The organism is Mesorhizobium sp. WSM4311 (genome assembly GCF_002295115.1).
Taxonomy (GTDB): Bacteria; Pseudomonadota; Alphaproteobacteria; order Rhizobiales; family Rhizobiaceae; genus Mesorhizobium.
The window spans coordinates 311814-332825 of the sequence record NZ_NSFV01000004.1; the positions used below are offsets into that span (position 1 = coordinate 311814).

Consider the following 21012-nt stretch of genomic DNA (forward strand, 5'->3'; position numbering starts at 1 on the left):
AGCGCCGCGAAAACACGCTATAGACGCCGCCCAAATGGCAAGGCCGACTGATACCTATGGCGAAAATCTCCCTGAAGCTCGATGAACTGATCGACGGCGAAGCCTTGCGCCGCGAGATGACCGCGCTGACGACGGCCACGGCGGGTGATGGTTCGGGACCCGCCGCCCGCGCCGGCGTGCTGCAGCTTGTCAAGGCCCGGCTCGCCGAAGGCCGAAAGATTGCCGAGGCCATGCTGAAGCAGGATGGCGGCGGCAATGCCTGCGCCGAGCGATTGTCGCATTTGATGGATGAGCTGATCCGGGCGCTTTACGATTTCGCCGCGACGCATGTGTACCGCGTGAAGAACCGTTCGTCGGCCGAACGCATGGCCGTCGTGGCGGTCGGCGGCTATGGCCGCGGCACACTGGCGCCGGGATCCGACATCGATCTTCTGTTCCTCTTGCCCTACAAGCAAACGCCATGGGGCGAGCAGACCGTCGAATACATGCTCTACATGCTGTGGGATCTCGGCTTGAAGGTCGGCCACGCCACCCGCAACATCGATGAGTGCCTGCGGCTGTCGCGCACCGACATCACCATCCGCACCTCGATCCTCGAAGCGCGCTTCCTGTGGGGCGAACGCAAGCTCTATGACGAACTGATGGTGCGCTTCGACCACGAGGTGGTGCGCACGACCGGCCCCGAATATGTCCAGGCCAAGCTTGCCGAACGCGACGATCGCCATGCCAAGGCCGGCGAAAGCCGCTATCTGGTCGAGCCCAACGTCAAGGATGGCAAGGGCGGCCTGCGCGACCTGCAGACGCTGTTCTGGATCGGCAAGTATTTCTACCGCGTGCGCACCGGCGAGGAACTGGTCGAAAAGGGCGTCTTCACCGAGGCCGAGTACCGCGAGTTCCAGAAGGCAGAGGACTTCCTGTGGGCAGTGCGCTGCCACATGCATTTCCTCACCGGCAAGGCGGAGGAGCGGCTGCATTTCGACATCCAGCGCGAGATCGCCGAGCGGCTCGGCTACACCACCCATCCCGGCCTGTCGGCGGTCGAGCGCTTCATGAAGCACTATTTCCTCGTCGCCAAGGATGTCGGCGACCTGACCCGCATCTTCTGCGCGGCGCTCGAGGAGGAACAGGCCAAGCACGTTCCCGGCTTCAACCGCATCTTCCTCACCTTCCAGCGCCGCAAGCGCAAGCTTGCCGGCACTTCCGATTTCATTGTCGACAACCACCGCATCAACATCGCCGACGACCAGGTGTTCGAGCGCGATCCGGTCAACCTGCTCAGGCTGTTCTGGTTCGCCGACAAGCACGGGCTGGAATTCCATCCCGATGCGCTGAAACTGCTCACCCGCTCGCTCGGCCTAGTCAACAAATCGCTGCGGCGCGACGAAGAGGCCAACCGGCTGTTCCTCGACATATTGACCTCGGACCGCAATGCCGAACTCAATCTGCGGCGCATGAACGAGGCCGGGCTGCTCGGCAGGCTGATCCCCGATTTCGGCAAGATCGTCGCCATGATGCAGTTCTCAATGTACCACCACTACACCGTCGACGAGCACCTGATCCGCTGCATCGGCGTGCTGGCCGAGATCGAGCGCGGCGATGGCGAAAAGGTGCATCCGCTGTCGCATTCGCTGATGCCCGGCCTCAAGAAGAGCCGCGAGGCGCTTTATGTCGCCGTCTTGCTGCACGACATCGCCAAGGGCAGGCCGGAAGATCATTCCGAGGCCGGCGCCCGCATCGCACGGCGCATCTGCCCGCATATGGGGATGTCGGTGGCGGACACGGAAACCGTCGCCTGGCTGGTCGAGAACCACCTCGTCATGTCGATGACGGCGCAGACCCGCGACCTCAACGACCGCAAGACCATCGAGGATTTCGCCTCGATCGTGCAGTCGGTCGAGCGGCTGAAGCTGCTGTTGGTCCTCACAGTCTGCGACATCAGGGGTGTCGGGCCGGGTGTGTGGAACGGCTGGAAGGGCCAGTTGCTGCGCACGCTCTATTACGAGACAGAACTGCTGCTGACCGGCGGTTTTTCGGAAGTGTCGCGCGCCAAGCGCACGGCGGCGGCGCGCGAACGCCTGGCCGAGGCGCTCGCCGACTGGTCCAACAAGGACCGCAAGCGCTATGTCGGGCTGCATTACGAGAACTACCTGCTGACCGTCGACCTGCCGGATCAGCTGCGCCACGCCGAATTCGTCCGCGAGGCCGACGCCGCCGGCAAGAAGCTCGCCACCATGGTCAAGACCCACCAGTTCGAGGCAGTGACCGAAATCACCGTGCTGGCGCAGGACCATCCCCGTCTCCTCTCGGTCATTGCCGGGGCATGCGTCGGCGCCGGCGGCAATATCGTCGACGCGCAGATCTTCACCACCGCCGACGGCCGCGCGCTCGACACCATCCTGATTTCGAGGGAATTCGACCGTGACGAGGACGAACGCCGGCGCGCCGAGCGTGTCGGCCGGCTGATCGAGGACGTGCTGTCGGGCAAGAGCTGGCTGCCGGAGATGATCGAGAAGCGCACCAAGCCAAAGCGCGGCGCCAAGGTGTTCAAGATCCCGCCACGCGCCGAAATCCGCAATACGCTTTCGAACCGGTTTTCGGTCATCGAGGTCGAGGGGCTCGACCGCCCGGGCCTGCTGTCGGAGATCACCGGCACGCTGTCCGACCTGTCGCTCGACATCGCATCGGCACACATCACGACTTTCGGCGAAAAGGTCATCGACACCTTCTATGTCACGGACCTCACCGGCCAGAAGATCGACAGCCCGACCCGCATCGCCACCATCCGCAACCGGCTGACGACAACGCTCGAAGGCATCTCGCCCGAACGCGGCGGCAAGGCCAAGGCGGCCGCCGAGTGACTGCCATCCCCACCTTGTCCCACGCTCCAGGGCTGTTCACCGTTTCATGGAAACGGCGAACCGCTCCAGCTTTTTGTTCCAACGCAATTCCCAAGGCAAAGCGCGACGCGCTTTTCCCGGGAAAACCGCTCTAAGGCAGTCTTCGAACGCATGAGCCTCGTCAAGAAATTCGCTACCGTCGCTTCCGGCACGCTGATGAGCCGCGCGCTCGGTTTCGGCCGCGAGATGCTGATGGCGGCAGCGCTCGGCACCGGACCGGTGGCCGACGCCTTCAACGCCGCGTTCCAATTCCCCAACACCTTTCGCCGGCTGTTCGCCGAAGGCGCCTTCAACGCCGCCTTCGTGCCGCTGTTTGCCAAGGAGATCGAGACGCACGGCACCGACGGCGCCAAGCGTTTTTCCGAGGAAGTGTTCGGCGTGCTGTTCTCGGCACTGCTGGCGCTGACCATCGCCATGGAACTGGCGATGCCGCTGCTCGTGCGCTACCTGGTGGCGCCTGGCTTTGCCGACACGCCGGGCAAGTTCGAGACGACCGTCCTGCTGGCGACGATCATGTTCCCCTATCTCATCTGCATGTCGCTCGCGGCCATGATGGCCGGCATGCTGAATTCGCTGCGCCGCTATTTCGCGGCAGCGATCGCGCCCGCCTTCCTCAACATCATCCTGATCAGCGTGCTTGGCTATGCCTGGTACCGCGGGCTGGACGCGCATGCCGTAGGCTTCAGCCTGTCCTGGGGCGTGCTGGCTGCGGGGCTTGTGCAGCTCGCCATCGTGTGGGTGGCGGTGCGCAATGCCGGCATCTCGATCGGCTTCCGCCGGCCGAAGATGACGCCGAACGTCAAGCGCCTGCTGATCCTGGCCCTGCCGGCGGCGATCACCGGCGGCATCACCCAGATCAACCAGCTGATCGGCACGGCGATCGCGTCGGCGCAGGACAGTGCGGTGTCCTCACTCGCCTATGCCGACCGCGTCTACCAGCTGCCGCTCGGTGTCGTCGGCGTGGCGGTGGCGATCGTGCTGTTGCCGGAACTGTCGCGGGCGCTGAAATCGGGCAATCTCATCGAGGCGGCCAATCTGCAGAACCGCTCCGTCGAATTCACCCTGTTCATGACGCTGCCGGCGGCGGCGGCGCTCTGGGTGATGTCGGAGCCGATCGTGCGGCTGGTCTATGAGCGCGGCGCGTTCGCCGCCAACCATTCGACGCCGACCGTGGCGGCGATCCTGGCGATCTTCGGCCTTGGCCTGCCGGCCTTCGTGCTGATCAAGGCCTTCACCCCGGGCTATTTCGCCCGCGAGGACACGCGCACGCCGATGATCTTCGCCGCCATCTCGGTGGCGGTGAACGTCGCCACCGCGCTGACGCTGTTTCCCAGGATGGGCGCACCCGGCATTGCGGTGGCCTCGGCCGTGGCCGGCTGGGTCAACGCGCTGATGCTGCTTGCGGTCTTGATCCGGCGCGGCCATTGGGGCCGCGACGTGCCGCTCCTGAAGCGCATTCCCCGACTGGTGCTGTCGGCGGCGGTGATGGCGGTGGCGCTGTATTTCGCCGAGCACTGGCTGGCCGCCAGGCTCGGTCCCGGCTCGCCGCTGGTCGTCAAGGCGACGACGCTGCTGGCGTTGGTGGCCGGCGGGGCGTTGCTCTACTTCGTCACCGCCTTTGCCACCGGCGGCGCTGATTTCGGCATGATCCGGAGAAATATCGGGCGTAAGGGATCGCCGCCTGTCGGCTGACGATCACCGGACTCTTGATACTGCCGCCGCGGATGCCGTGCGACCGCCTTGAACCCTGTGGATATGCGAGTGCTGAGGCGCCATCGCCTCTTCGTGTATTGCCTTTGGCGCCGACTGACAGCAGGACAAGCCTAGATTGCGTTGCCACTAACGTTGGAGGGCTCGATGGACAGGCTATCACTCGAAGATTTTGTTGATGATCAGCCTTGGGGAGACGACGTTCCGCTTCTGGAAGACATTTCCATTGAAAATCCGATAGCGGGCGTGCGGATGCAGCGGCTGGTTACAAGGGGCGACAAGCGTGGCGAGCTTACGGTTCTCATGTCGGCACTGCTGGAGCCCATAAGTCCGCCGCCACATGTCTATCTGGTATCGGCCGAGGCGGGATCGATCAGGGCGTGGGTCTATCACAAACGACAGTTCGACCGGCTCGCCTATACAAATGGCGACCTCAGGGTCGTACTCTACGATCTGCGCGAGGATAGCCCGACATACCAAAAACTGGAGGTCCTCGACGTCGGTGCGGCGAACAAGATCCTGCTGACGATTCCGCCCTGTGTCGTTCACGGGATTCAGAATCGGGGCAAGAGCATCGCGACATTCATCAACATGCCGACAACCGTCTACGATCCTAAACATCCGGACAAATCACGAATCCCCTACGATCATCCAGGCATCCCTTACAAATTCGGATAAACATGACCACGTTTTCCGTCATCATGGCCACCTACAATCGCGGCAGACATATTCTTCCGTCGATACAATCGGTGCTGCGCCAGACCTGTCGGGACTTCGAGCTGTTGGTGGTAGGCGATTGCTGCACTGACGATACGGCCGATGTGGTTCGGGCGCTCGCGTCTCCGCAAATCCGCTGGCTGAACCTGCCCGAGCGCGGCGGCAGCCAAGCCTTCCCCAACAATGCGGGCATAGAGATGTCGCGCGGGCAATACATTGCCTATCTCGGTCATGACGATATCTGGGCTCCGGACCATCTCCAGGCACTGGCAGATCTTTTCGGGCACAACCCGCAGCCGGACTTTGTCGTGAGCGGCGCGATCTTTCATGGCCCCAGGGCAAGCAATTTTCGGTGGGTGACCGGCATTTTCGACGAATCGGACACCGCTCTCAGGCACTTCTTCCCGCCTTCCAGTTTCGGTCACCGACGCGACGTCACCGATCGAATTGGGAAATGGCGCCATGCCAAAGAGATCACAGCGCCCGTTGACGCGGATTTCCTTTTGCGGGCGGCAAGGTCCGGGATGAATTTTGTCTCGACACAGCGGGTCACTGTCCACAAGTTCGCGGCCGGCCACCGCTACCTGAGTTATACGAGCCACACTTCGGACGAGCAGGAGCGAATGGTCCGGCGAATAGCCCGGCCGGGATATGACGCCTATCTGGCGTCCGAACTGGCCAAGGCGAAGGCCGCCGGCGCTTACATGATCGTCGTTCATCCGGACTACGAGCGCTATGAAAATGGTCAGGTTTCGAGTCAGAATGCGATGGCCAAGGGCGTCGTCCGCCCGGATCTGCGCAAGCTCAGACAGCGCGAGGTCATCAAGCAGGACAACTCGCCAAAAGCGCTCGACTGGTTTCCACTCGAAGCGGGCGGCGACTGGGTATTGTGGGTCGGCTGCAATCCGCGCCCAAAGCTGCTTGTGCCGTTCAAATATGCCGGCAAGGCGCGGATTCGCCTGGACATCCGGCACCCCCTACGCGAGGCGCTGACCGAGCTCAAATTGTCCGCAAACGGACAGCCGGCTGTGGCAAGCCTTTGCAACGTGCGCCAGGAAGGCAATCTCTGGAACGCACAAGCGACGTTTGAAACGGCGCTACGAAGGCACGATCATACGATTCTGGAACTTCATCTCACCAGATTGCAAAGACCCGCGGAACGCAGCGGCATCGGCGTTGCCGACATAGTGGTGACCCCGTTGGGGTGGCGAAGCATTGTTGCAAAAGGCACGCGGCTGCTGGCAAAGTTCCGCCCAGCCCGCTGATACCTCTTGCCGGTTTTTCACCCGTCGTCCATAAGCGCGCCGTCGCAAGACTTTCGCCGCGCGCGGTTTCCAGCCGCGTGATTGGCTCCAAAAAGTCTGCAACTTTTTGGAATCATGCTTATACGGCCCTCCACAAGCCATGAGGAACCCATGTCCGCCTTCAAGCCACTCGTCTTTTCCGGCGTCCAGCCGACCGGCAACCTGCATCTCGGCAACTATCTCGGCGCCATCAAGAAATTCGTCGCCCTGCAGGACACCTCCGATTGCATCTACTGCGTCGTCGACCTGCATTCGCTGACCGCGCAACTCGTTTATGACGACCTTGCCGACCAGACGCGCTCGATCACCGCCGCCTTCCTTGCCTCCGGCATCGACCCGAAGAAGCACATCGTCTTCAACCAGTCGCGGGTGATGCAGCATGCCGAGCTTGCCTGGATCTTCAATTGCGTCGCGCGCATCGGCTGGATGAACAAGATGACGCAGTTCAAGGACAAGGCCGGCAAGGACCGCGAAAATGCTTCGCTGGGCCTGCTCGCCTATCCCTCGCTGATGGCTGCCGACATCCTGCTCTACCGCGCCACGCATGTGCCGGTGGGCGAGGACCAGAAGCAGCATCTGGAGCTGACCCGCGACATCGCCCAGAAATTCAACAATGATTTTTCCGACCGCATCGCCCGGCTTGGCGTCGGCGTCGAGATGCAGGTCGGCGAGGAGACGGTGAACGGCTTCTTCCCGATCACCGAACCGGTGATCGGCGGCCCGGCGGCGCGCATCATGAGCCTGCGCGACGGTTCGAAGAAGATGTCGAAGTCGGACCCGTCGGACCTGTCACGCATCAACCTGACCGACGATGCCGACACCATCTCGAAGAAGATCCGCAAGGCCAAGACCGATCCCGAGGCTTTGCCGAGCGAAGTCGACGGGCTGGAAAGCCGGCCGGAAGCGGAAAACCTGGTCGGCATCTATGCCGGGCTGGCCGAGATGTCGAAGGCCGACGTGCTGAAGGAATTCGGCGGCCAGCAGTTTTCCGTGTTCAAGCCGGCACTGGCCGACCTTGCGGTTGAGAAGCTGGCGCCGATCGCCGGCGAGATGCGCCGCATCGAAGGCGACCGCGCCTATGTCGACGCGGTGCTCAGGGACGGCGGCGAACGCGCCGGCGTGCTCGCCGAGGCGACGATGACGACGGTGCGCGACATCATCGGGCTGCTTCAGAACTGATCCGCATCGTCAGTGCAGCGCACCATTCCGGCGCAAGACATACTGGCCTAAGGTCGGCGGCTTGCCGCCGGTCGGCGGCGGTGGCAGATTGCGGCCGAAAACGCACTCGCGTCACCGATTTTGAAATTCGCCAGAGTTGGATATCAAGGGCAATGCGAATTTCAAAATCAGTGACACGAGCAAACTATTGATTTCCAGTGTCGTTTTTGATTTCGAAGTTCGCTCGGAGCGCGATATCGAAAGCAGGCGAACTTCGAAATCACGACACTAGGTAGATAGACATGGTCTCCAAACGCCTCAGCCGCGAAGCCGGTCATCGCAGGAAATTCCTGACGATCATCGACGATACGCCCGAGTGCGAGCGCGCCGTCGCCTACGCCTCGAAGCGGGCGCAGAGCACCAGCGGCACGCTGGTGCTGCTCTATGTCATCGTGCCGGACGATTTCCAGCATTGGCTGGGCGTCGAGAAGATCATGCGCGAGGAGGCGAACGCCACGGCGCGGGCGGCTCTCGATGGCTACGCCAACAAGGTACGCCAGAAGCTCGGCATCGAGCCGGAGATGGTGGTGCGTGAAGGCAAGCCGACGGAAGAGATCCACAAACTGATCGAGGAGGACCAGGACATCGCCATCCTGGTGCTGGCGGCCGGCGCCGGCAAGGAAGGTCCCGGGCCGCTGGTCGGTGCCGTGGCCGGCAAGGGCGCCGCCTTCCCCATTCCGGTCACGGTGGTGCCGCAGAATCTGTCGGACGAGGAGATCGACAGCCTCGCCTGACGCCCGCCCGGGATTCTGTCCCCCAGCCAGCAAAAACATTCCGCAAGCCAGTCGTTCGGGCGATGCGTTTCGCTTGAATGTCCAGCCGATAAAGCCTATTTAGAACTATTCCAAACTATCTGCCCGTAGCGGGCACGGAGACGGCCATGTTCATCCAGACCGAATCGACGCCCAATCCGGCGACGCTGAAATTCCTGCCCGGCAAGGAAGTGCTGGTGGAAGGTACCGCCGATTTCCGCGATGCCGACAGTGCGGCAACGGCCTCGCCCCTGGCCGGCCGGCTGTTCGAAATCCCCGGCGTCACCGGCGTCTTCTTCGGTTACGATTTCATCACGGTGACCAAGGACGGTCCCGACTGGCAGCACCTGAAGCCGGCGATCCTCGGCGCCATCATGGAGCATTTCATGTCGGGTGCCCCTGTCATGGCGAAAAGCGGCCCGGCCGCGGAGACCAGCCAGACCGGCGAGTTCTACGACAAGGCGGACGAGGAACTGGTCATTACAATCAAGGAACTGCTCGACACCAGGGTGCGCCCGGCGGTGGCCCAGGATGGCGGCGACATCACCTTCCGCGGCTTCGAGAACGGCACGGTGTTCCTGCACATGAAGGGTGCCTGCGCCGGCTGTCCGTCATCGACGGCGACGCTGAAGCACGGCATCCAGAACCTGCTTCGGCATTTCGTGCCGGAAGTGCAGCAGGTCGAACAGGTCGCCTGATCGTCCCCGTTGCCAGCACGACTTCAGTCGTAAAAAACAAAAAACCGGGCCGAATTGCCCGGTTTTCTGTTTGGGACGTCCGTTGTTGCCTAGACGGTCCGCGTATGAACTTGTCTTCTCGTTTGACCGTGATCCCGCGAGGGATCATGGTCCTTACATCACGATGACCTTGGCGCCGACCGAGGCGCGGTCATAGAGATCGATGATGTCCTGGTTCATCAGCCTGATGCAGCCGGACGACATCGCCTTGCCGATCGAATTCCATTCCGGGCTGCCGTGCAGGCGGTAGCCCATGTCGCCGCCCTTGTTGAAGAGATACATGGCGCGCGCGCCAAGCGGGTTCTTCAGGCCCGGCTCCATGCCATTGGCGAACTTCGCCAGTTCCGGCTGGCGCCTGATCATTTCGCGGGGCGGCGTCCAGGTCGGCCATTCGCGCTTCAGCGCGATATGGGCGGTGCCGTGCCACTCGAAGCCTTCGCGACCAACGCCGATGCCGTAGCGGATCGCCAGGCCGTCACCCTCGACGAAGTAGAGGTACTTGTTCTGCGTATCGACTATGATGGTGCCCGGCTTTTCCTTGGTGTCGTAGTTCACTTCCTGCCGGCGATACTGCCTCGGCACCTTTTCGATCGGGACGCGCGGCAGTTGGTAGCCAGCATCGGTCACTGCGCCGTAGTCGTTGGAGAAGATCTGTCCGCCTATGGTGCTGCAGCCGGCGATGGCCGTGGACAGCGCCAATGCGGCAATTATTGCAAGCGACTTCATGCGCATGAGATGATCCGGTGCCCTGCCCAAACTTCAGCGGCACGAGTCGGCCGCTTTCTTGCCTTCATTCATGCTGGCATTTGCTTTGCTTGCCAAGCGCACGATGCCTATATGCTGGGACTTACGTGCTGGTAAGCGTATCAGTATGGCATTTCGGCAACAGCCTTCACCGGATTGTGAAGGAAATTCAATGGGCCTGACTCGCGGGCCCGGCAAGATCGAGGACAACGCCATGAATGTCGGCGACGCCGCCCATCGTTCAGGCCTGCCGGCCAAGACCATCCGCTACTATGAGGAGATCGGCCTGATCGCGCCGGCGCGCGCCGCCAACGGTTACCGCGATTATTCCGGTGACGACATCCATCGGCTGACCTTCCTGCGCCGCGCGCGCAACCTCGGCTTTTCCATCGACGATTGCCGCCAGCTGATGGCGCTTTACCAGGATCGCGGCCGCGCCAGCGCCGACGTGCGCGAGATCGCCGCCGCCCATGTCACGGCCATCGAGGAGAAGGTGCGCGAGCTGCAGTCGATGCGCTCGACCCTGCAGAAACTGATCCACGCCTGCCATGGCGACGAGCGGCCGGATTGCCCGATCCTGGATGACATGGCAGGGGCCGCGGCGCCTGGCGACAAACCCGTCCCGGCGAGACCATAGCAGACCCCAGCAAGGGATTTTGGGCAGAGCGAGAGAGATGGCTTTCCGTCATCCACCGCATTGGGCGCCGTTGTTCGCCCTCTGCCGGCCGGGACGGCGCGCCATTACGTTAGACAATGCTTATAGACTCATCGCCAGAGCGGCGGCATTCTCCTCTCGGGAGGGGGAGTGGACAAGTCTCGCTACGACAATCGTTCCGACCGCTGGCGAAGGCGCGCCAGGCGTCGCCGGCATTGGCGTCCCTCGCGCAACACCATCTGGTGGACATTGATTGCCGCGGCGATCGCCATCCTGGCCAGCCTGATCGCAGTCAAGGCCGGGCCGCCTCTGGTGGGCTGCAACATCAAGGGAAACATCAGGTACAATACGGGCGAGCGCATCTATCACGTTCCGGGACAGCAATATTACAACGAGACCCGGATCAGCCTGTGGAAGGGCGAACGCTGGTTCTGTTCGGAGCAAGAAGCCCGGAAGGCCGGCTGGCGAAAATCAAGATCATGAGGACGTCCGGCCAGGTCCGGTGGAACCAGGGACTTCAGTCTTATTTGCGCGATTGCTAATATACAGATAGGTTAATCAGCGCGGGGACAATCACCCAAAGCCCAAACCCGCAATGGCCGGTGCAGCCCCCTATAGACCAAAGCCAAACTGCGCCGGCCATTCCGCCAGGCATATTCCTTACGCCAGCCCTTATATGCCGACTATCTAAAGTAATGGAACGTCCAATGGACATTTGCGGAACCTAAAAGGTCCCCTCAGACCTTTGTACACCGGCACGCAAGACCTTAGTCTTGCCGCTCTCTAGTGAAGAGCGCAAGTTGATCGCCACGACATAGGGCTCCACAGAGATGAATACCAGACTGCCCCCACCCGGATATTGCGCGATCACGGAAGGCCCCTAGGGCTGCGGTTCGCCAACCCAATCGGCCGGCATAGAGCGATTGCATGATCGACAGACCAATGTTGCGCGAGCGATCGCGCCTTGGATGCGCCGCTTGCCACGCCCCGCAGGAACGACCCGGCACGCTCGCAGTCGGGGGACATGGGTCGTGCCGGGTCGTTGCGGGTCAGGTTTTTGGGATCGTCTCCGCACTGCCTAAGCTATACGTCTATTAGCGTCAGCTCAATTAAGACTGAAGTCCCGCCCACCGACCACCAGCTTCAGACAGCAGAACCTGTTCCGCACTTTTCACGGAATGAATATTCAGGGCCGATACACCCAAAAGAAGTCAGGATCGGTTATTGAATGCTTGACTTGAAGGGCATACCGTCAGCCGAATGGGCTTGGCGACACAATGTTGAACGACGAAAAAGACAAGCAGTTTTGGGCTTTGGACCTGGACGCTCTGCGCAAGGCCTTCGACACGTACGTTCGAGAGCACAAAACCACGGCAGCGGAGTGGGGGGAACACGCCAAGCGGTTCCTCGAAAAACAACGCGTACGTCAGCGCGAATCGAACTGATTCCCAGCCGCAGAGGTCTGCATCGGTCTGCTAGACATATTCGACTTCCCTACCACCACCCTACGGGCTGCATCGGTTGTAGGTCTGCCCGCGTATAATATCGCCTATCATAAGCCGATCATATATTTGACAAACCCGTAGCCCGCAGGACCAAGATCGCTCACGCGCCAAGCTCACCAATGAGCAGATAATGGAATTGGCGCGGCAGAAGCGTGGGCAAGAGAAGGGCTAGACCACAAACCACGTCAGCCCTAGCATCAACATGCCGAACGTGACGATGCAGTCGAGAATTCTCGCCTGCCGAACGCCGATTAGAGCCATCCCGCTGCCAAGAAGACCGCCGATGGTTCCAGCAAGTATCAACTGGGTCATGCTGCCTCCGACACTCAACCATGGCACATTGCCGGTAGTATGCCCAGCGCATCCGCTCGGGAGAAGCACCATTAGGTGATTCCCCAGAGGTGGGCGCGGATCAATCCGACAACGCTTTCGAGGCGGCGGTCAACAAGATCGCCCACGCGCCGAAGCTCACCAATGAGCAGATAAAGGAACTGGCGCGACGGAAGCGTCAACAAGAGGACTGAACCGGCCTGCTAGGAGGGATGGAGTTCTGAATGGGAATTGAACCCATTACGTCGGTTTTGCAGACCGATGCGTCACCGTCCCGCCCTCAGACCTTGTATGCCTCTATGCCTAATCCGTCAGCAACTAGTCAACCTTGTCATCGGGGGCTCCCTCGGACTCTTGGTTTGTCAACCAGATAATCGCCTATCACAAGGCGATTATATATTTGACAGACCCAAATCGGCGTGCGATAACGATTCCAAGGAGTTATCGCTATGTCCGTTCTGTCCCGCCCCTACTTCCACGATGAAGCCGCCGCCTTCGAACACGTCGAGGGTATGCTGTGGCCGCAGGGTCCGGTTTGCCGTCATTGTGGATCGATGGAAAAGCACTACGCCTTGAAGGGCGGTCGCACGAAGCCCTCGAAGAAGAACCCGAACGGCGTCGAAATCCACGGCCTCTATAAGTGCCGCGACTGCCGCAAGAAGTTCACGGTTCGCATGGGCACGGTTTTCGAGGAAAGCCATCTGCCCCTGCACATCTGGCTTCAGGCAATGCACGCCATGTGCGCCAGCAAGAAGGGCGTTTCTGCCCACCAGCTGCACCGCGCTCTGGAAATCACCTACAAGACCGCTTGGTTCCTGTGCCATCGCATCCGCGAAATGATGCGCTCGGATGACTTCACGCCCATGGGTGGCGAAGGCAAGACCGTGGAAGCTGACGAAACGTACATCGGTCGCTTGAAGGGTACGCCGGTTAAGTCTGGCGGCGGCGCTCACAAGAACACCGTCCTAACGCTTGTCGAGCGTGGTGGCCGCGCTCGCTCGTTCCACGTCGATACTGCCCGTATCGGCACGGTTATGCCAATTGTTCGCGCAAACATCGCCCGCGAAAGCGCGATCATGACCGACGAGAGCGGTATCTATCGCCGCGTGGGCCAGGAATTTGCGTCGCACGATTTCGTCACGCATTCCAAGGACGAATACGTTCGCGGCACCGTGCATACGAACACCGTGGAAGGCTACTATTCGATCTTCAAGCGCGGCATGAAGGGCGTCTACCAGCATTGCGCGGAACACCATCTGCACCGCTATCTGGCAGAGTTCGATTTCCGGTATTCGAACCGAGTCGCGCTTGGCATTGACGACAACGTTCGCTCGTTGATCGCGTTGCGGGGTGCCAAGGGCAAGCGCCTGACCTATGGGGGGCCTCGTCAACGCGAGGCATGAGCACTACCGGAAACCTGTCCAGCTAATACTTCCGTTGTGGAAGTACGAGGCACGAAAGCGCCGAAAGTTTCGGTAGCGAAACGAGCCGCGCGGCTTATACCCATTTATTTCGCTAGGTCAAGCCTAATGGTCTTGAATTGGTTCTGAAACGCTATATCTTGATTCGCGAGCCCTGCTTCGGTCGAAGCCTTGCGTTCACACGTAGGGTACTCATGTAGGCCTTAGTGGGGCTTCTTTCTCTTCCCTCTTTTCAGATCCTGGGTGCTATTGCTCGGCTTGAACAACCAGTGCCTATAGGGGTGCAGCCATCTCTCTTCAACGCCATTTGCGCATGCTGTGCTGGTGCCAACGTTGAAGTTTGGATAGAGCGACCAAATCTCATCTTTTATGGCTTTGTAGACTGCTTCTTTGGCGACGGCTCGCTTCGACCGCCGGGCGCGAGGTTTCGGCGGTCGAGTGTGTTTTTCATTTAAGCGGGACTGCATCGCTCCAAGAACTATGTCTAGTCCTTGTAGGATGGGGTGAGCCTTTGAATTGATGGAGGCGATATCGTCCTTCTTAATTGCCACCTGTGCCTGCCTCCAGATCGGGAATGCAGAGAGAGAAGACATATAGTCTTTGAATAGTTCAAATTTGGAGCTGGTTTGCGGAACGTCGTCGAGGAGTAATGTGACCTTGGTGCCTTTCATAATTTCCGTTGCAATATCGCAATCCAAACGAGTGCTTTATGAATTGATAGTACAATAGAAAGTAGTCGTTTCCGATATGTTCGTCGGTCAGACCCCGGGCTTGATTTATGTTTTGGGTGAACATGACACGAAGCTTGATCCGTCCATCCCTAACAAACTCGAAATAGTACTTTATGAATTCTATGTATTTGTCTTTATATGACGCCGTGACCCGATCCCACTTCATTTCTGAGTGTATGTTCAAATCGGCTTTTTTGGTGTTTAGCAATTCCGTTAGCGTGCTTTGATCGCGAGCATGTATCAAGGCGCCGCCATAAAAATGTGAATAGAATTCTCCCTTATCGTCGGATTCGTCGCAGTATATAATTAGAGATTGCAGCATCATGCCCGCCCCTGCGAAAGGATCGTAAGATGCCTGAACGAACCGAAAAGCCGCAAGTGGAAAAGTTCCGCGATCTGGCCCGCAAAATCGGCACCGTCGATTCCGAAGAGCCGTTGAACGAAGCGCTTAGGAAGGTGGCCAAGTCGCCGCCGCCAAGGCACGAAGAACAAAAAAAGAAAGAGGAATAGACCAGTTTACAACCTGCGATTCCTTGACCAATTGGTAAAAGTTCTATTAACGTTTTGCGGTTACGCTTCGGGACGAAGCGGGTTGCATTGGGGACTAGATGCGCGACAGGGACGTTAGGCTGGCGGTTAGAAGCCATCTTGAAGCCTTGCACAAAGGCGACGAAGACACCCGCATCGTTGAAGAGATGGGCGTATGGTCTGGCTCCGTTCGCGTCGATCTTGCCGTTATCAATGGCGAGCTATCGGGTTTCGAACTTAAGAGCGACAGCGATACGCTCCAACGGCTACCGGTACAGGCGGATATCTATAGTCGTGTATTCGATCAGGTAACGCTTGTCGTTGGGCAGCGGCACGCAGCCAAGGCAACGGACATTATTCCAAGCTGGTGGGGCGTTATGGTCGCAGAACAAACCAACGATGGGGTTGTTCTACAGTGCCACAAATGCGGGTCCAGAAATCCATCGCCTGATCCAAACCTGATAGCTGGCCTCCTCTGGAAAGAGGAGGCCCTTATGGTGCTGGAGGAGCATGGGCTTGCTGCCGGATGGCGAAGCAAACCGGCAAAAGTGATCCACCAGAGGCTAGCGGGGGAATTATCCTTTTCGGACCTGAGCGACGAGGTGCGGCGAGCGCTGAAGTCTAGACCCTCTTGGCTAAGGCAACCTGTCCGCGACATGCGCGATATGTCGATTAAGCAGCACAGCGGCCCATTGCCCCCGCCCCCCAGCGCCGCCCTGGGTGGTCGCGTAATGCTGGATGCGCCCGTCGCCCCAACTTGGTATCGCTAGGCCTCCAAAATCAGGATCCGCCAACAAGGTCTGCGCATGGCCTCTATATTGCGTACCCATAGCGATGCCGTTTGCGCCACTGGTTCTGACGCCTTTATGAATGATCCATTGATCGTCGATTGCGTATCGGACACTTACCGTCGCGTTCGCCATCGCATACCCCGGCACTTCATCAAGCGACGGGTGCACGTGTCCTGAATCAGAATAGTCGAGTTGGAAAGGGACCAAACCCTTGACCCATTCCCAAATCTGCCAGTCGCGCCGCGCTACATCATTGCGACCGGGGTTCAAAGGCCCATAATCCTTTGGAGCACTCCAGCCGTGAAGGGTTACCGACCTCCAAGGATGATTGGCCGCCAGCGAAGCATTGATGGTGTGCGCAACATAGTTGCCATAGGGAGCAGGGGCGTGCTCTGCCACTCCACCAACGTCAATCAAGACATCAATCTGGCCGGGATTCCACGCCGCAACGCCGGCCACCCATGGCGCGAGGTGCGGCAAATCGGCTAACGGGACGTGCAATACAAAACCAGCGCCGAATGCGCCTATTAATGCAGCGGCAGCGTTGTTGTAGGCTGGCTGAGCCCTAATCGACAACGTTGGAATAACTGGTACGCCGCCTTGGCCAAGCCCATTGAAAAGCGCGGTATAAGCTACGGTGCTACCGGTGACCTCGAAGTTATAGATACCGTCCAATGCGATAGGAAAACCAGCCGCACTGGCAACCATCTTTGCTAGGAATGTCGTGGGGATCGTCCCGGTAAGTCTCACGAGAGGAAATACGCGAGCCCTTGCTACGGCATCCAAGTTTCCAAGCGCATCAGCTTCGCCGGCTTTAGTGCGGACAACAGGCACATAACGATAAGGCATTTGATTCCCCCAAGATTTTACTCAGGGGAGTGGTAGCACCGCGCGACCGCTAAGGAAAGCCGGGTCTGTCAAATATATAATCGCCTATCACAAAAGAGTTCAAACCGTGAACAAAATCTGGCATGGTGCCTGCCATGCCGATCATTTCCCCCATCGCAATCAACCCCCTCATCGACGGTCGCCAGTCCGAACGCGCCATGCTGGTGCGGCGCGGCGTGCAGCGGCTGCTCATGGCGATGGGCGCGCATGTGCTGCCTGAACTGTCGCTGGCCACCGGCCGCCGCGCCGACCTCGTGGCGCTGACCCGCCAGGGCGACATCTGGATCATCGAGATCAAATCCTCGATCGAGGATTTCCGGGTCGACCGCAAATGGCCCGATTACCGGCTGCATTCCGACCGCTTCTTCTTCGCCACCCATCCCGGCGTGCCCTCGGAGATCTTTCCCGAAGAGTGCGGCTTCATCCTCTCCGACGGCTATGGCGCCGAGATCCTGCGCGAGGCGCCGGAGCACCGCATGGCGGCGGCAACGCGCAAGGCGCTGATGCTGCGCATCGCGCGCGCCGGTGCGGCGCGGCTGCTGGCGGCGGAACTGGCCGGCGTCTCGGTGCCGGCGCTGGAAGGGGAGAGCGAATAGTTCGCGGAACCGCGAACCGCGCCGCTACTCCTGCTCTTCTTCCGCCCCACCCGCGGCCGGCGCCATCAGCAGCACGGCCGCGCCGAGGATGGCGGCGACGAAGGAGCCGGCGAGGATGCCGACCTTGACCGCATCCTGCAGGGCTACGTCGCCGGCAAAGGCGAGCAGGCCGATGAACAGGCTCATGGTGAAGCCGATGCCGCAGAGCAGCGAGATGCCGATCATATGCGACCATCCGGCATGGGCCGGCAGGTCGGCCAGGCCGAGCCTTATGGCGAGTGCCGAAGAGCCGAAGACGCCGACCAGCTTGCCGACCACCAGGCCGGCGGCGACGCCCAGCGTCAGCGGCTCGATCAGCGCGCCAAAACTCAGGCCGGCGAGCGAAACGCCGGCATTGGCGAAACCGAAGATCGGGATGACGAAAAAGGGCACGATCTTGTGCAGGCCATGCTCGAGCCGGTGCAGCGGCGAATGGTCGAGATCGTGGCCGATCCCGGCGGAGCGCTCGAGCGGAATGGTCAGCGCCAGCGCAACGCCGGCAAGCGTGGCGTGGACGCCCGATTTCAGCACCAATACCCACAGGATTGCGCCGAGCACGAGATAGGGCACCAGCGTCATCACCCGCATGCGGTTGAGCACGACAAGCACCGCAATGACGGCGAAGGCGGCGCCGAGATAGGCGAGCGACAGGCCACTCGTATAGAAGATGGCGATGATGATGACGGCGCCGAGGTCGTCGATGATGGCGAGCGCGGTCAGGAAGACTTTCAGCGAAGCCGGCACACGGCTGCCGAGCAGCGACAGCACGCCAAGCGCGAAGGCGATGTCGGTGGCGGTCGGGATCGCCCAGCCGGAGAGTGCCGCCGAATTGTTGCGGTTGATCAAGACATAGACCAGCGCCGGAACCACCATGCCGCCGGCCGCTGCGATGCCGGGCAGCACGCGGCGCGGCCAGGTCGACAGCTGGCCATCCAGCATCTCGCGCTTGATCTCCAGCCCGACGAGCAGGAAGAACACCGCCATCAGCCCGTCATTGACCCAGTGCGAGATGCTGAGCGGTCCGAGATAGGCATGGAGAACGGAGAAATAGGTTTCGGCGAGCGGTGAGTTGGCGACGATCAAGGCGAGTGCCGCCGCCACCATCAGGATGATGCCGCCAGCCGCCTCGCTGTCGAGGAATTCGCGGAAGACGGAAACCGGCCGCTGCTTCAAATCCTGCATGTCGCCTCCGTTAAGCCGCCTGATCAGCAGGCTTCACTATCCAAACGCCGGTGCCGCCCCTCACCTGCCTGCCGGCATCCTCTCCCCGTATAGTGACGGGGAGAGGGGCGCTGTCATCGCCGATTTCGCCAATCGCCAACGTCGCAAGAAGGGCGCCGGCATCGGCCAGCCCCCTTCTCCCCGTCACTATACGGGGAGAAGTGCCCGGCAGGGCGATGAGGGGCGGCGCTGACTTTGAGAATTGACGGCCTCCACCGCGAACTCGAAATCGGCCCAAGGCAATTGCCTTGCGTGTCCTGGATCCTAACGCGGCGCGCGCTTGGCCAGTATGCGCTGCAGCGTGCGGCGATGCATGTTGAGCCGGCGCGCTGTTTCGGAAACGTTGCGCTCGCACATTTCGTAGACGCGCTGGATATGCTCCCAACGCACGCGGTCGGCCGACATCGGGTTTTCCGGCGGTGCGGCGCGCTCGCCCGAGGTGCGGGTGAGGGCGGCGAAGATGTCGTCGGCATCGGCAGGCTTCGACAGATAATCGACGGCGCCAAGCTTCACCGCGGTCACCGCGGTGGCGATGTTGCCGTAGCCGGTCAGGATGATGGTGCGGGAATCTTCGCGCTTCTCGCGGATGGCGGCGACGACATCGAGGCCGTTGCCGTCGCCGAGCCGCATGTCGACCACAGCATAGGCCGGCGGATTGGCGCGGGCCTTGCCCACGGCCTCCTCGACGCTCTCGGCGGTCTCGACCACAAAACCCCTGGTTTCCATGGCGCGGGCGAGACGCGTGAGGAACGGCTTGTCGTCATCGACGATCAGAAGCGAGGTGTCCTCGCCTTCAACCATTGCGCCAATATTTTCATCGCCTGTCATCGTCGTGAGAATTCCTGCTGCCTTAATTTTACGCAGATATAGTTTTGCGCCGCTATTGTCCAATTCACGCAGTGTCAAACATGGTGGCCGGGGCCGTTTCCGGGTTCAGGAAGACCGATCTCGGCCACGAAATCTGCACCACGGCGCCCTCGCCCAGGCCGCTCGAATTGCGGAAATCGAGCGTGGCGCCCGAGCGTTCGAGCAGAGTCTTGGCGATGAACAGGCCGAGTCCCAGGCCGCCGCCGGCCTCGGTGCCCTGGCGCGTCGACATATACGGCTCGCCGATGCGGTCGATGATTTCGGGTGGGAAACCAGGCCCGTCATCGATGATCGAGAAGGTGACGGTCGCCTCGTCCCAGCTCCAGCGCACGGTGACGCTCTTGCGGGCGAAATCGACGGCGTTCTCGACCAGATTGCCGAGGCCGTAGATAACGCCCGGATTGCGGCGCCCGACCGGCTCCGGGCCGGTGCGCTCGCCCGGGCGAAGCTTGATCGAGATGCCGAAGTCGCGATGCGGCGCGGTGACCTCCTCGACCAGCGAGGTCAGCGGCAAACGGGAAAGATGCGCCTCGCCCTCCGACGAAAGGCTGGTCAGGCGCTTGAGGATTTCGCGGCAGCGTTCGCTTTGCGAGCGCAGCAGCTTCACGTCTTCCCCGTATTTCGGGTCGCTGCCGAGCGCCTTTTCCATCTCCTTGGCGACGAGCGTGATGGTGGCGAGCGGCGTGCCGAGCTCATGCGCGGCCGCCGCCGCCAGGCCGTCGAGCGCCGAAAGGTGCTGTTCGCGCTGCAGCACCAGCTCGGTGGCGGCAAGCGCATTGGCCAAAAGCCGCGCTTCGGCGGCCACCCGGAAGGCATACATGGCGGTGAAGGCGATCGAGGACAGCACCGCCATCCACATGCCGGCGACATAGATGAAAGGCATGGCCAGCGGCGCGCCTTCATACCAGGGCAACGGCAGATGGAAGAACACCAGCAAGGTCGCCGCCAGCATCACCAGTCCGCCGAGGATGGCGGTGAGGCGTAGCGGCAGTGACGTCGCCGAAATGACGACAGGCACGGTCATCAGCAGCGAGAACGGATTGGTCAGGCCGCCGGTCATATAGAGCAGCCCGGCAAGCTGCAGGCTGTCGAAGATCAGGATGCCGAAGGCGGCAAACGGGGTGAGCCGGTGCGCCGCCGGAAAGCGGAAGGCCAGGAACAGGTTCATCCAGGCCGAACAGGCGATCAGCGCGAAGCACAGGCTGACCGGCAGCGGGAATTTCAACCCATAGGCGACGACAAGCACCGCCACGCTCTGGCCGACGATGGCCAGCCAGCGCAGCCGGATCAGCGTGTTCAGGCGCAGCCGCTGGCTTTGCTGAAAATCGGGCGCGTTCAGGATGTTGATCATGGCCATGGAT

General features: G+C 60.9%; 21 protein-coding genes and 1 tRNA gene. 14 read left to right on the forward strand and 8 right to left on the reverse strand.

Features of this window, described 5'->3' with window-relative positions; all coding sequences use genetic code 11:
* The first annotated feature begins 56 nt into the window (after positions 1-56).
* The 7 genes from CK226_RS12305 (at position 57) to CK226_RS12335 (ending at position 9296) form a co-directional block, all read left to right on the forward strand.
* Positions 57-2858, forward strand: coding sequence for a [protein-PII] uridylyltransferase (locus tag CK226_RS12305; protein WP_095791994.1), 2802 nt, complete (start codon positions 57-59; stop codon positions 2856-2858).
* 150 nt (positions 2859-3008) lie between these two features.
* Positions 3009-4589 carry a murein biosynthesis integral membrane protein MurJ gene (murJ, locus tag CK226_RS12310; RefSeq protein WP_095771681.1) on the forward strand — a complete coding sequence of 527 codons (1581 nt, stop codon included), beginning with the start codon at positions 3009-3011 and terminating at the stop codon, positions 4587-4589.
* Positions 4590-4754: 165 nt separating this feature from the next.
* The gene (locus CK226_RS12315) at positions 4755-5285 is read left to right on the forward strand and encodes a dTDP-4-dehydrorhamnose 3,5-epimerase family protein (RefSeq protein ID WP_095771680.1); all 531 of its coding nucleotides are present in this window, start codon (positions 4755-4757) and stop codon (positions 5283-5285) included.
* A 2-nt stretch (positions 5286-5287) separates the two neighbouring features.
* Complete coding sequence (locus CK226_RS12320) at positions 5288-6589, forward strand: glycosyltransferase (RefSeq protein WP_095771679.1); 1302 nt, start codon at positions 5288-5290, stop codon at positions 6587-6589.
* 150 nt (positions 6590-6739) lie between these two features.
* On the forward strand, positions 6740-7807 hold the full coding sequence (gene trpS / locus CK226_RS12325) for a tryptophan--tRNA ligase (protein WP_095771678.1): 1068 nt from the start codon (positions 6740-6742) through the stop codon (positions 7805-7807).
* Positions 7808-8088: 281 nt separating this feature from the next.
* Positions 8089-8580 carry a universal stress protein gene (locus tag CK226_RS12330; RefSeq protein WP_010913128.1) on the forward strand — a complete coding sequence of 164 codons (492 nt, stop codon included), beginning with the start codon at positions 8089-8091 and terminating at the stop codon, positions 8578-8580.
* A gap of 146 nt (positions 8581-8726) precedes the next feature.
* Complete coding sequence (locus CK226_RS12335; protein ID WP_095771677.1) at positions 8727-9296, forward strand: NifU family protein; 570 nt, start codon at positions 8727-8729, stop codon at positions 9294-9296.
* A 153-nt stretch (positions 9297-9449) separates the two neighbouring features.
* On the opposite strand, the gene CK226_RS12340 is transcribed toward CK226_RS12335, so the two are convergent.
* Positions 9450-10067 carry a L,D-transpeptidase gene (locus tag CK226_RS12340; protein WP_095771676.1) on the reverse strand — a complete coding sequence of 206 codons (618 nt, stop codon included), beginning with the start codon at positions 10065-10067 and terminating at the stop codon, positions 9450-9452.
* 226 nt (positions 10068-10293) lie between these two features.
* Here CK226_RS12340 and cueR point away from each other — a divergent pair, with 226 nt between their 5' ends.
* The 3 genes from cueR (at position 10294) to CK226_RS34880 (ending at position 12179) form a co-directional block, all read left to right on the forward strand.
* Positions 10294-10716, forward strand: coding sequence for a Cu(I)-responsive transcriptional regulator (cueR, locus tag CK226_RS12345; protein ID WP_095792167.1), 423 nt, complete (start codon positions 10294-10296; stop codon positions 10714-10716).
* Between the two features lie 168 nt (positions 10717-10884).
* Positions 10885-11217, forward strand: coding sequence for a hypothetical protein (locus tag CK226_RS12350; protein ID WP_179301033.1), 333 nt, complete (start codon positions 10885-10887; stop codon positions 11215-11217).
* A 797-nt stretch (positions 11218-12014) separates the two neighbouring features.
* The gene (locus CK226_RS34880) at positions 12015-12179 is read left to right on the forward strand and encodes a hypothetical protein (RefSeq protein ID WP_179301034.1); all 165 of its coding nucleotides are present in this window, start codon (positions 12015-12017) and stop codon (positions 12177-12179) included.
* Between the two features lie 228 nt (positions 12180-12407).
* Here CK226_RS34880 and CK226_RS34885 read toward each other — a convergent pair whose 3' ends face one another.
* Entirely contained in the window at positions 12408-12551 is a 144-nt protein-coding gene (locus CK226_RS34885; protein WP_179301035.1) for a hypothetical protein, read from the reverse strand.
* 89 nt (positions 12552-12640) lie between these two features.
* Between CK226_RS34885 and CK226_RS36010 the strand changes: the two genes are divergently transcribed.
* The gene (locus tag CK226_RS36010) at positions 12641-12763 is read left to right on the forward strand and encodes a hypothetical protein (protein WP_280951475.1); all 123 of its coding nucleotides are present in this window, start codon (positions 12641-12643) and stop codon (positions 12761-12763) included.
* 19 nt (positions 12764-12782) lie between these two features.
* Here CK226_RS36010 and CK226_RS12360 read toward each other — a convergent pair.
* A tRNA-Cys gene (locus CK226_RS12360) sits at positions 12783-12856 on the reverse strand.
* Positions 12857-13018: 162 nt separating this feature from the next.
* On the opposite strand from CK226_RS12360, the gene CK226_RS12365 reads away from it, so the two are divergent.
* Positions 13019-13972, forward strand: a complete 954-nt coding sequence (locus CK226_RS12365) for an IS1595 family transposase (RefSeq protein ID WP_095791996.1) — start codon at positions 13019-13021, stop codon at positions 13970-13972.
* A 221-nt stretch (positions 13973-14193) separates the two neighbouring features.
* Here CK226_RS12365 and CK226_RS12370 read toward each other — a convergent pair whose 3' ends face one another.
* A complete protein-coding gene (locus CK226_RS12370) occupies positions 14194-14661 on the reverse strand; it encodes a hypothetical protein (protein WP_095791997.1) in 468 nt (155 codons plus the stop codon).
* 411 nt (positions 14662-15072) lie between these two features.
* Here CK226_RS12370 and CK226_RS34890 point away from each other — a divergent pair, with 411 nt between their 5' ends.
* Positions 15073-15231, forward strand: coding sequence for a hypothetical protein (locus CK226_RS34890; protein WP_179301036.1), 159 nt, complete (start codon positions 15073-15075; stop codon positions 15229-15231).
* Positions 15232-15884: 653 nt separating this feature from the next.
* Here CK226_RS34890 and CK226_RS12375 read toward each other — a convergent pair.
* Positions 15885-16889: a hypothetical protein gene (locus CK226_RS12375; protein WP_095791998.1), complete on the reverse strand. Its 1005-nt coding sequence runs from the start codon at positions 16887-16889 to the stop codon at positions 15885-15887.
* Between the two features lie 134 nt (positions 16890-17023).
* Here CK226_RS12375 and CK226_RS12380 point away from each other — a divergent pair, with 134 nt between their 5' ends.
* Entirely contained in the window at positions 17024-17524 is a 501-nt protein-coding gene (locus CK226_RS12380) for an MmcB family DNA repair protein (protein WP_179295823.1), read from the forward strand.
* Between the two features lie 24 nt (positions 17525-17548).
* Here the strand turns inward: CK226_RS12380 and nhaA are convergent, their stop codons facing one another.
* The 3 genes from nhaA to CK226_RS12400 form a co-directional block, all read right to left on the reverse strand.
* Positions 17549-18745 carry a Na+/H+ antiporter NhaA gene (gene nhaA / locus CK226_RS12385; RefSeq protein ID WP_095787172.1) on the reverse strand — a complete coding sequence of 399 codons (1197 nt, stop codon included), beginning with the start codon at positions 18743-18745 and terminating at the stop codon, positions 17549-17551.
* 303 nt (positions 18746-19048) lie between these two features.
* A complete protein-coding gene (locus CK226_RS12395; protein WP_010913121.1) occupies positions 19049-19612 on the reverse strand; it encodes an ActR/PrrA/RegA family redox response regulator transcription factor in 564 nt (187 codons plus the stop codon).
* Between the two features lie 64 nt (positions 19613-19676).
* Positions 19677-21008 carry an ActS/PrrB/RegB family redox-sensitive histidine kinase gene (locus CK226_RS12400; RefSeq protein WP_095771671.1) on the reverse strand — a complete coding sequence of 444 codons (1332 nt, stop codon included), beginning with the start codon at positions 21006-21008 and terminating at the stop codon, positions 19677-19679.
* Positions 21009-21012 lie beyond the last annotated feature (4 nt).

Bases quoted from the DNA above. Each gene is read 5' to 3' on its own strand.
- CK226_RS12340 (WP_095771676.1), bottom strand. From the start codon at position 10,067: ATGCGCATGAAGTCGCTTGCAATAATTGCCGCATTGGCGCTGTCCACG.
- CK226_RS12365 (WP_095791996.1), top strand. From the start codon at position 13,019: ATGTCCGTTCTGTCCCGCCCCTACTTCCACGATGAAGCCGCCGCCTTC.
- CK226_RS12400 (WP_095771671.1), bottom strand. From the start codon at position 21,008: ATGGCCATGATCAACATCCTGAACGCGCCCGATTTTCAGCAAAGCCAG.
- CK226_RS12370 (WP_095791997.1), bottom strand. From the start codon at position 14,661: ATGAAAGGCACCAAGGTCACATTACTCCTCGACGACGTTCCGCAAACC.
- CK226_RS12330 (WP_010913128.1), top strand. From the start codon at position 8,089: ATGGTCTCCAAACGCCTCAGCCGCGAAGCCGGTCATCGCAGGAAATTC.
- cueR (WP_095792167.1), top strand. From the start codon at position 10,294: ATGAATGTCGGCGACGCCGCCCATCGTTCAGGCCTGCCGGCCAAGACC.
- CK226_RS12375 (WP_095791998.1), bottom strand. From the start codon at position 16,889: ATGCCTTATCGTTATGTGCCTGTTGTCCGCACTAAAGCCGGCGAAGCT.
- CK226_RS12305 (WP_095791994.1), top strand. From the start codon at position 57: ATGGCGAAAATCTCCCTGAAGCTCGATGAACTGATCGACGGCGAAGCC.
- CK226_RS12395 (WP_010913121.1), bottom strand. From the start codon at position 19,612: ATGACAGGCGATGAAAATATTGGCGCAATGGTTGAAGGCGAGGACACC.
- trpS (WP_095771678.1), top strand. From the start codon at position 6,740: ATGTCCGCCTTCAAGCCACTCGTCTTTTCCGGCGTCCAGCCGACCGGC.
- CK226_RS34885 (WP_179301035.1), bottom strand. From the start codon at position 12,551: ATGACCCAGTTGATACTTGCTGGAACCATCGGCGGTCTTCTTGGCAGC.
- CK226_RS12335 (WP_095771677.1), top strand. From the start codon at position 8,727: ATGTTCATCCAGACCGAATCGACGCCCAATCCGGCGACGCTGAAATTC.
- CK226_RS12380 (WP_179295823.1), top strand. From the start codon at position 17,024: ATGCCGATCATTTCCCCCATCGCAATCAACCCCCTCATCGACGGTCGC.
- CK226_RS34890 (WP_179301036.1), top strand. From the start codon at position 15,073: ATGCCTGAACGAACCGAAAAGCCGCAAGTGGAAAAGTTCCGCGATCTG.
- nhaA (WP_095787172.1), bottom strand. From the start codon at position 18,745: ATGCAGGATTTGAAGCAGCGGCCGGTTTCCGTCTTCCGCGAATTCCTC.
- murJ (WP_095771681.1), top strand. From the start codon at position 3,009: ATGAGCCTCGTCAAGAAATTCGCTACCGTCGCTTCCGGCACGCTGATG.
- CK226_RS12320 (WP_095771679.1), top strand. From the start codon at position 5,288: ATGACCACGTTTTCCGTCATCATGGCCACCTACAATCGCGGCAGACAT.
- CK226_RS12315 (WP_095771680.1), top strand. From the start codon at position 4,755: ATGGACAGGCTATCACTCGAAGATTTTGTTGATGATCAGCCTTGGGGA.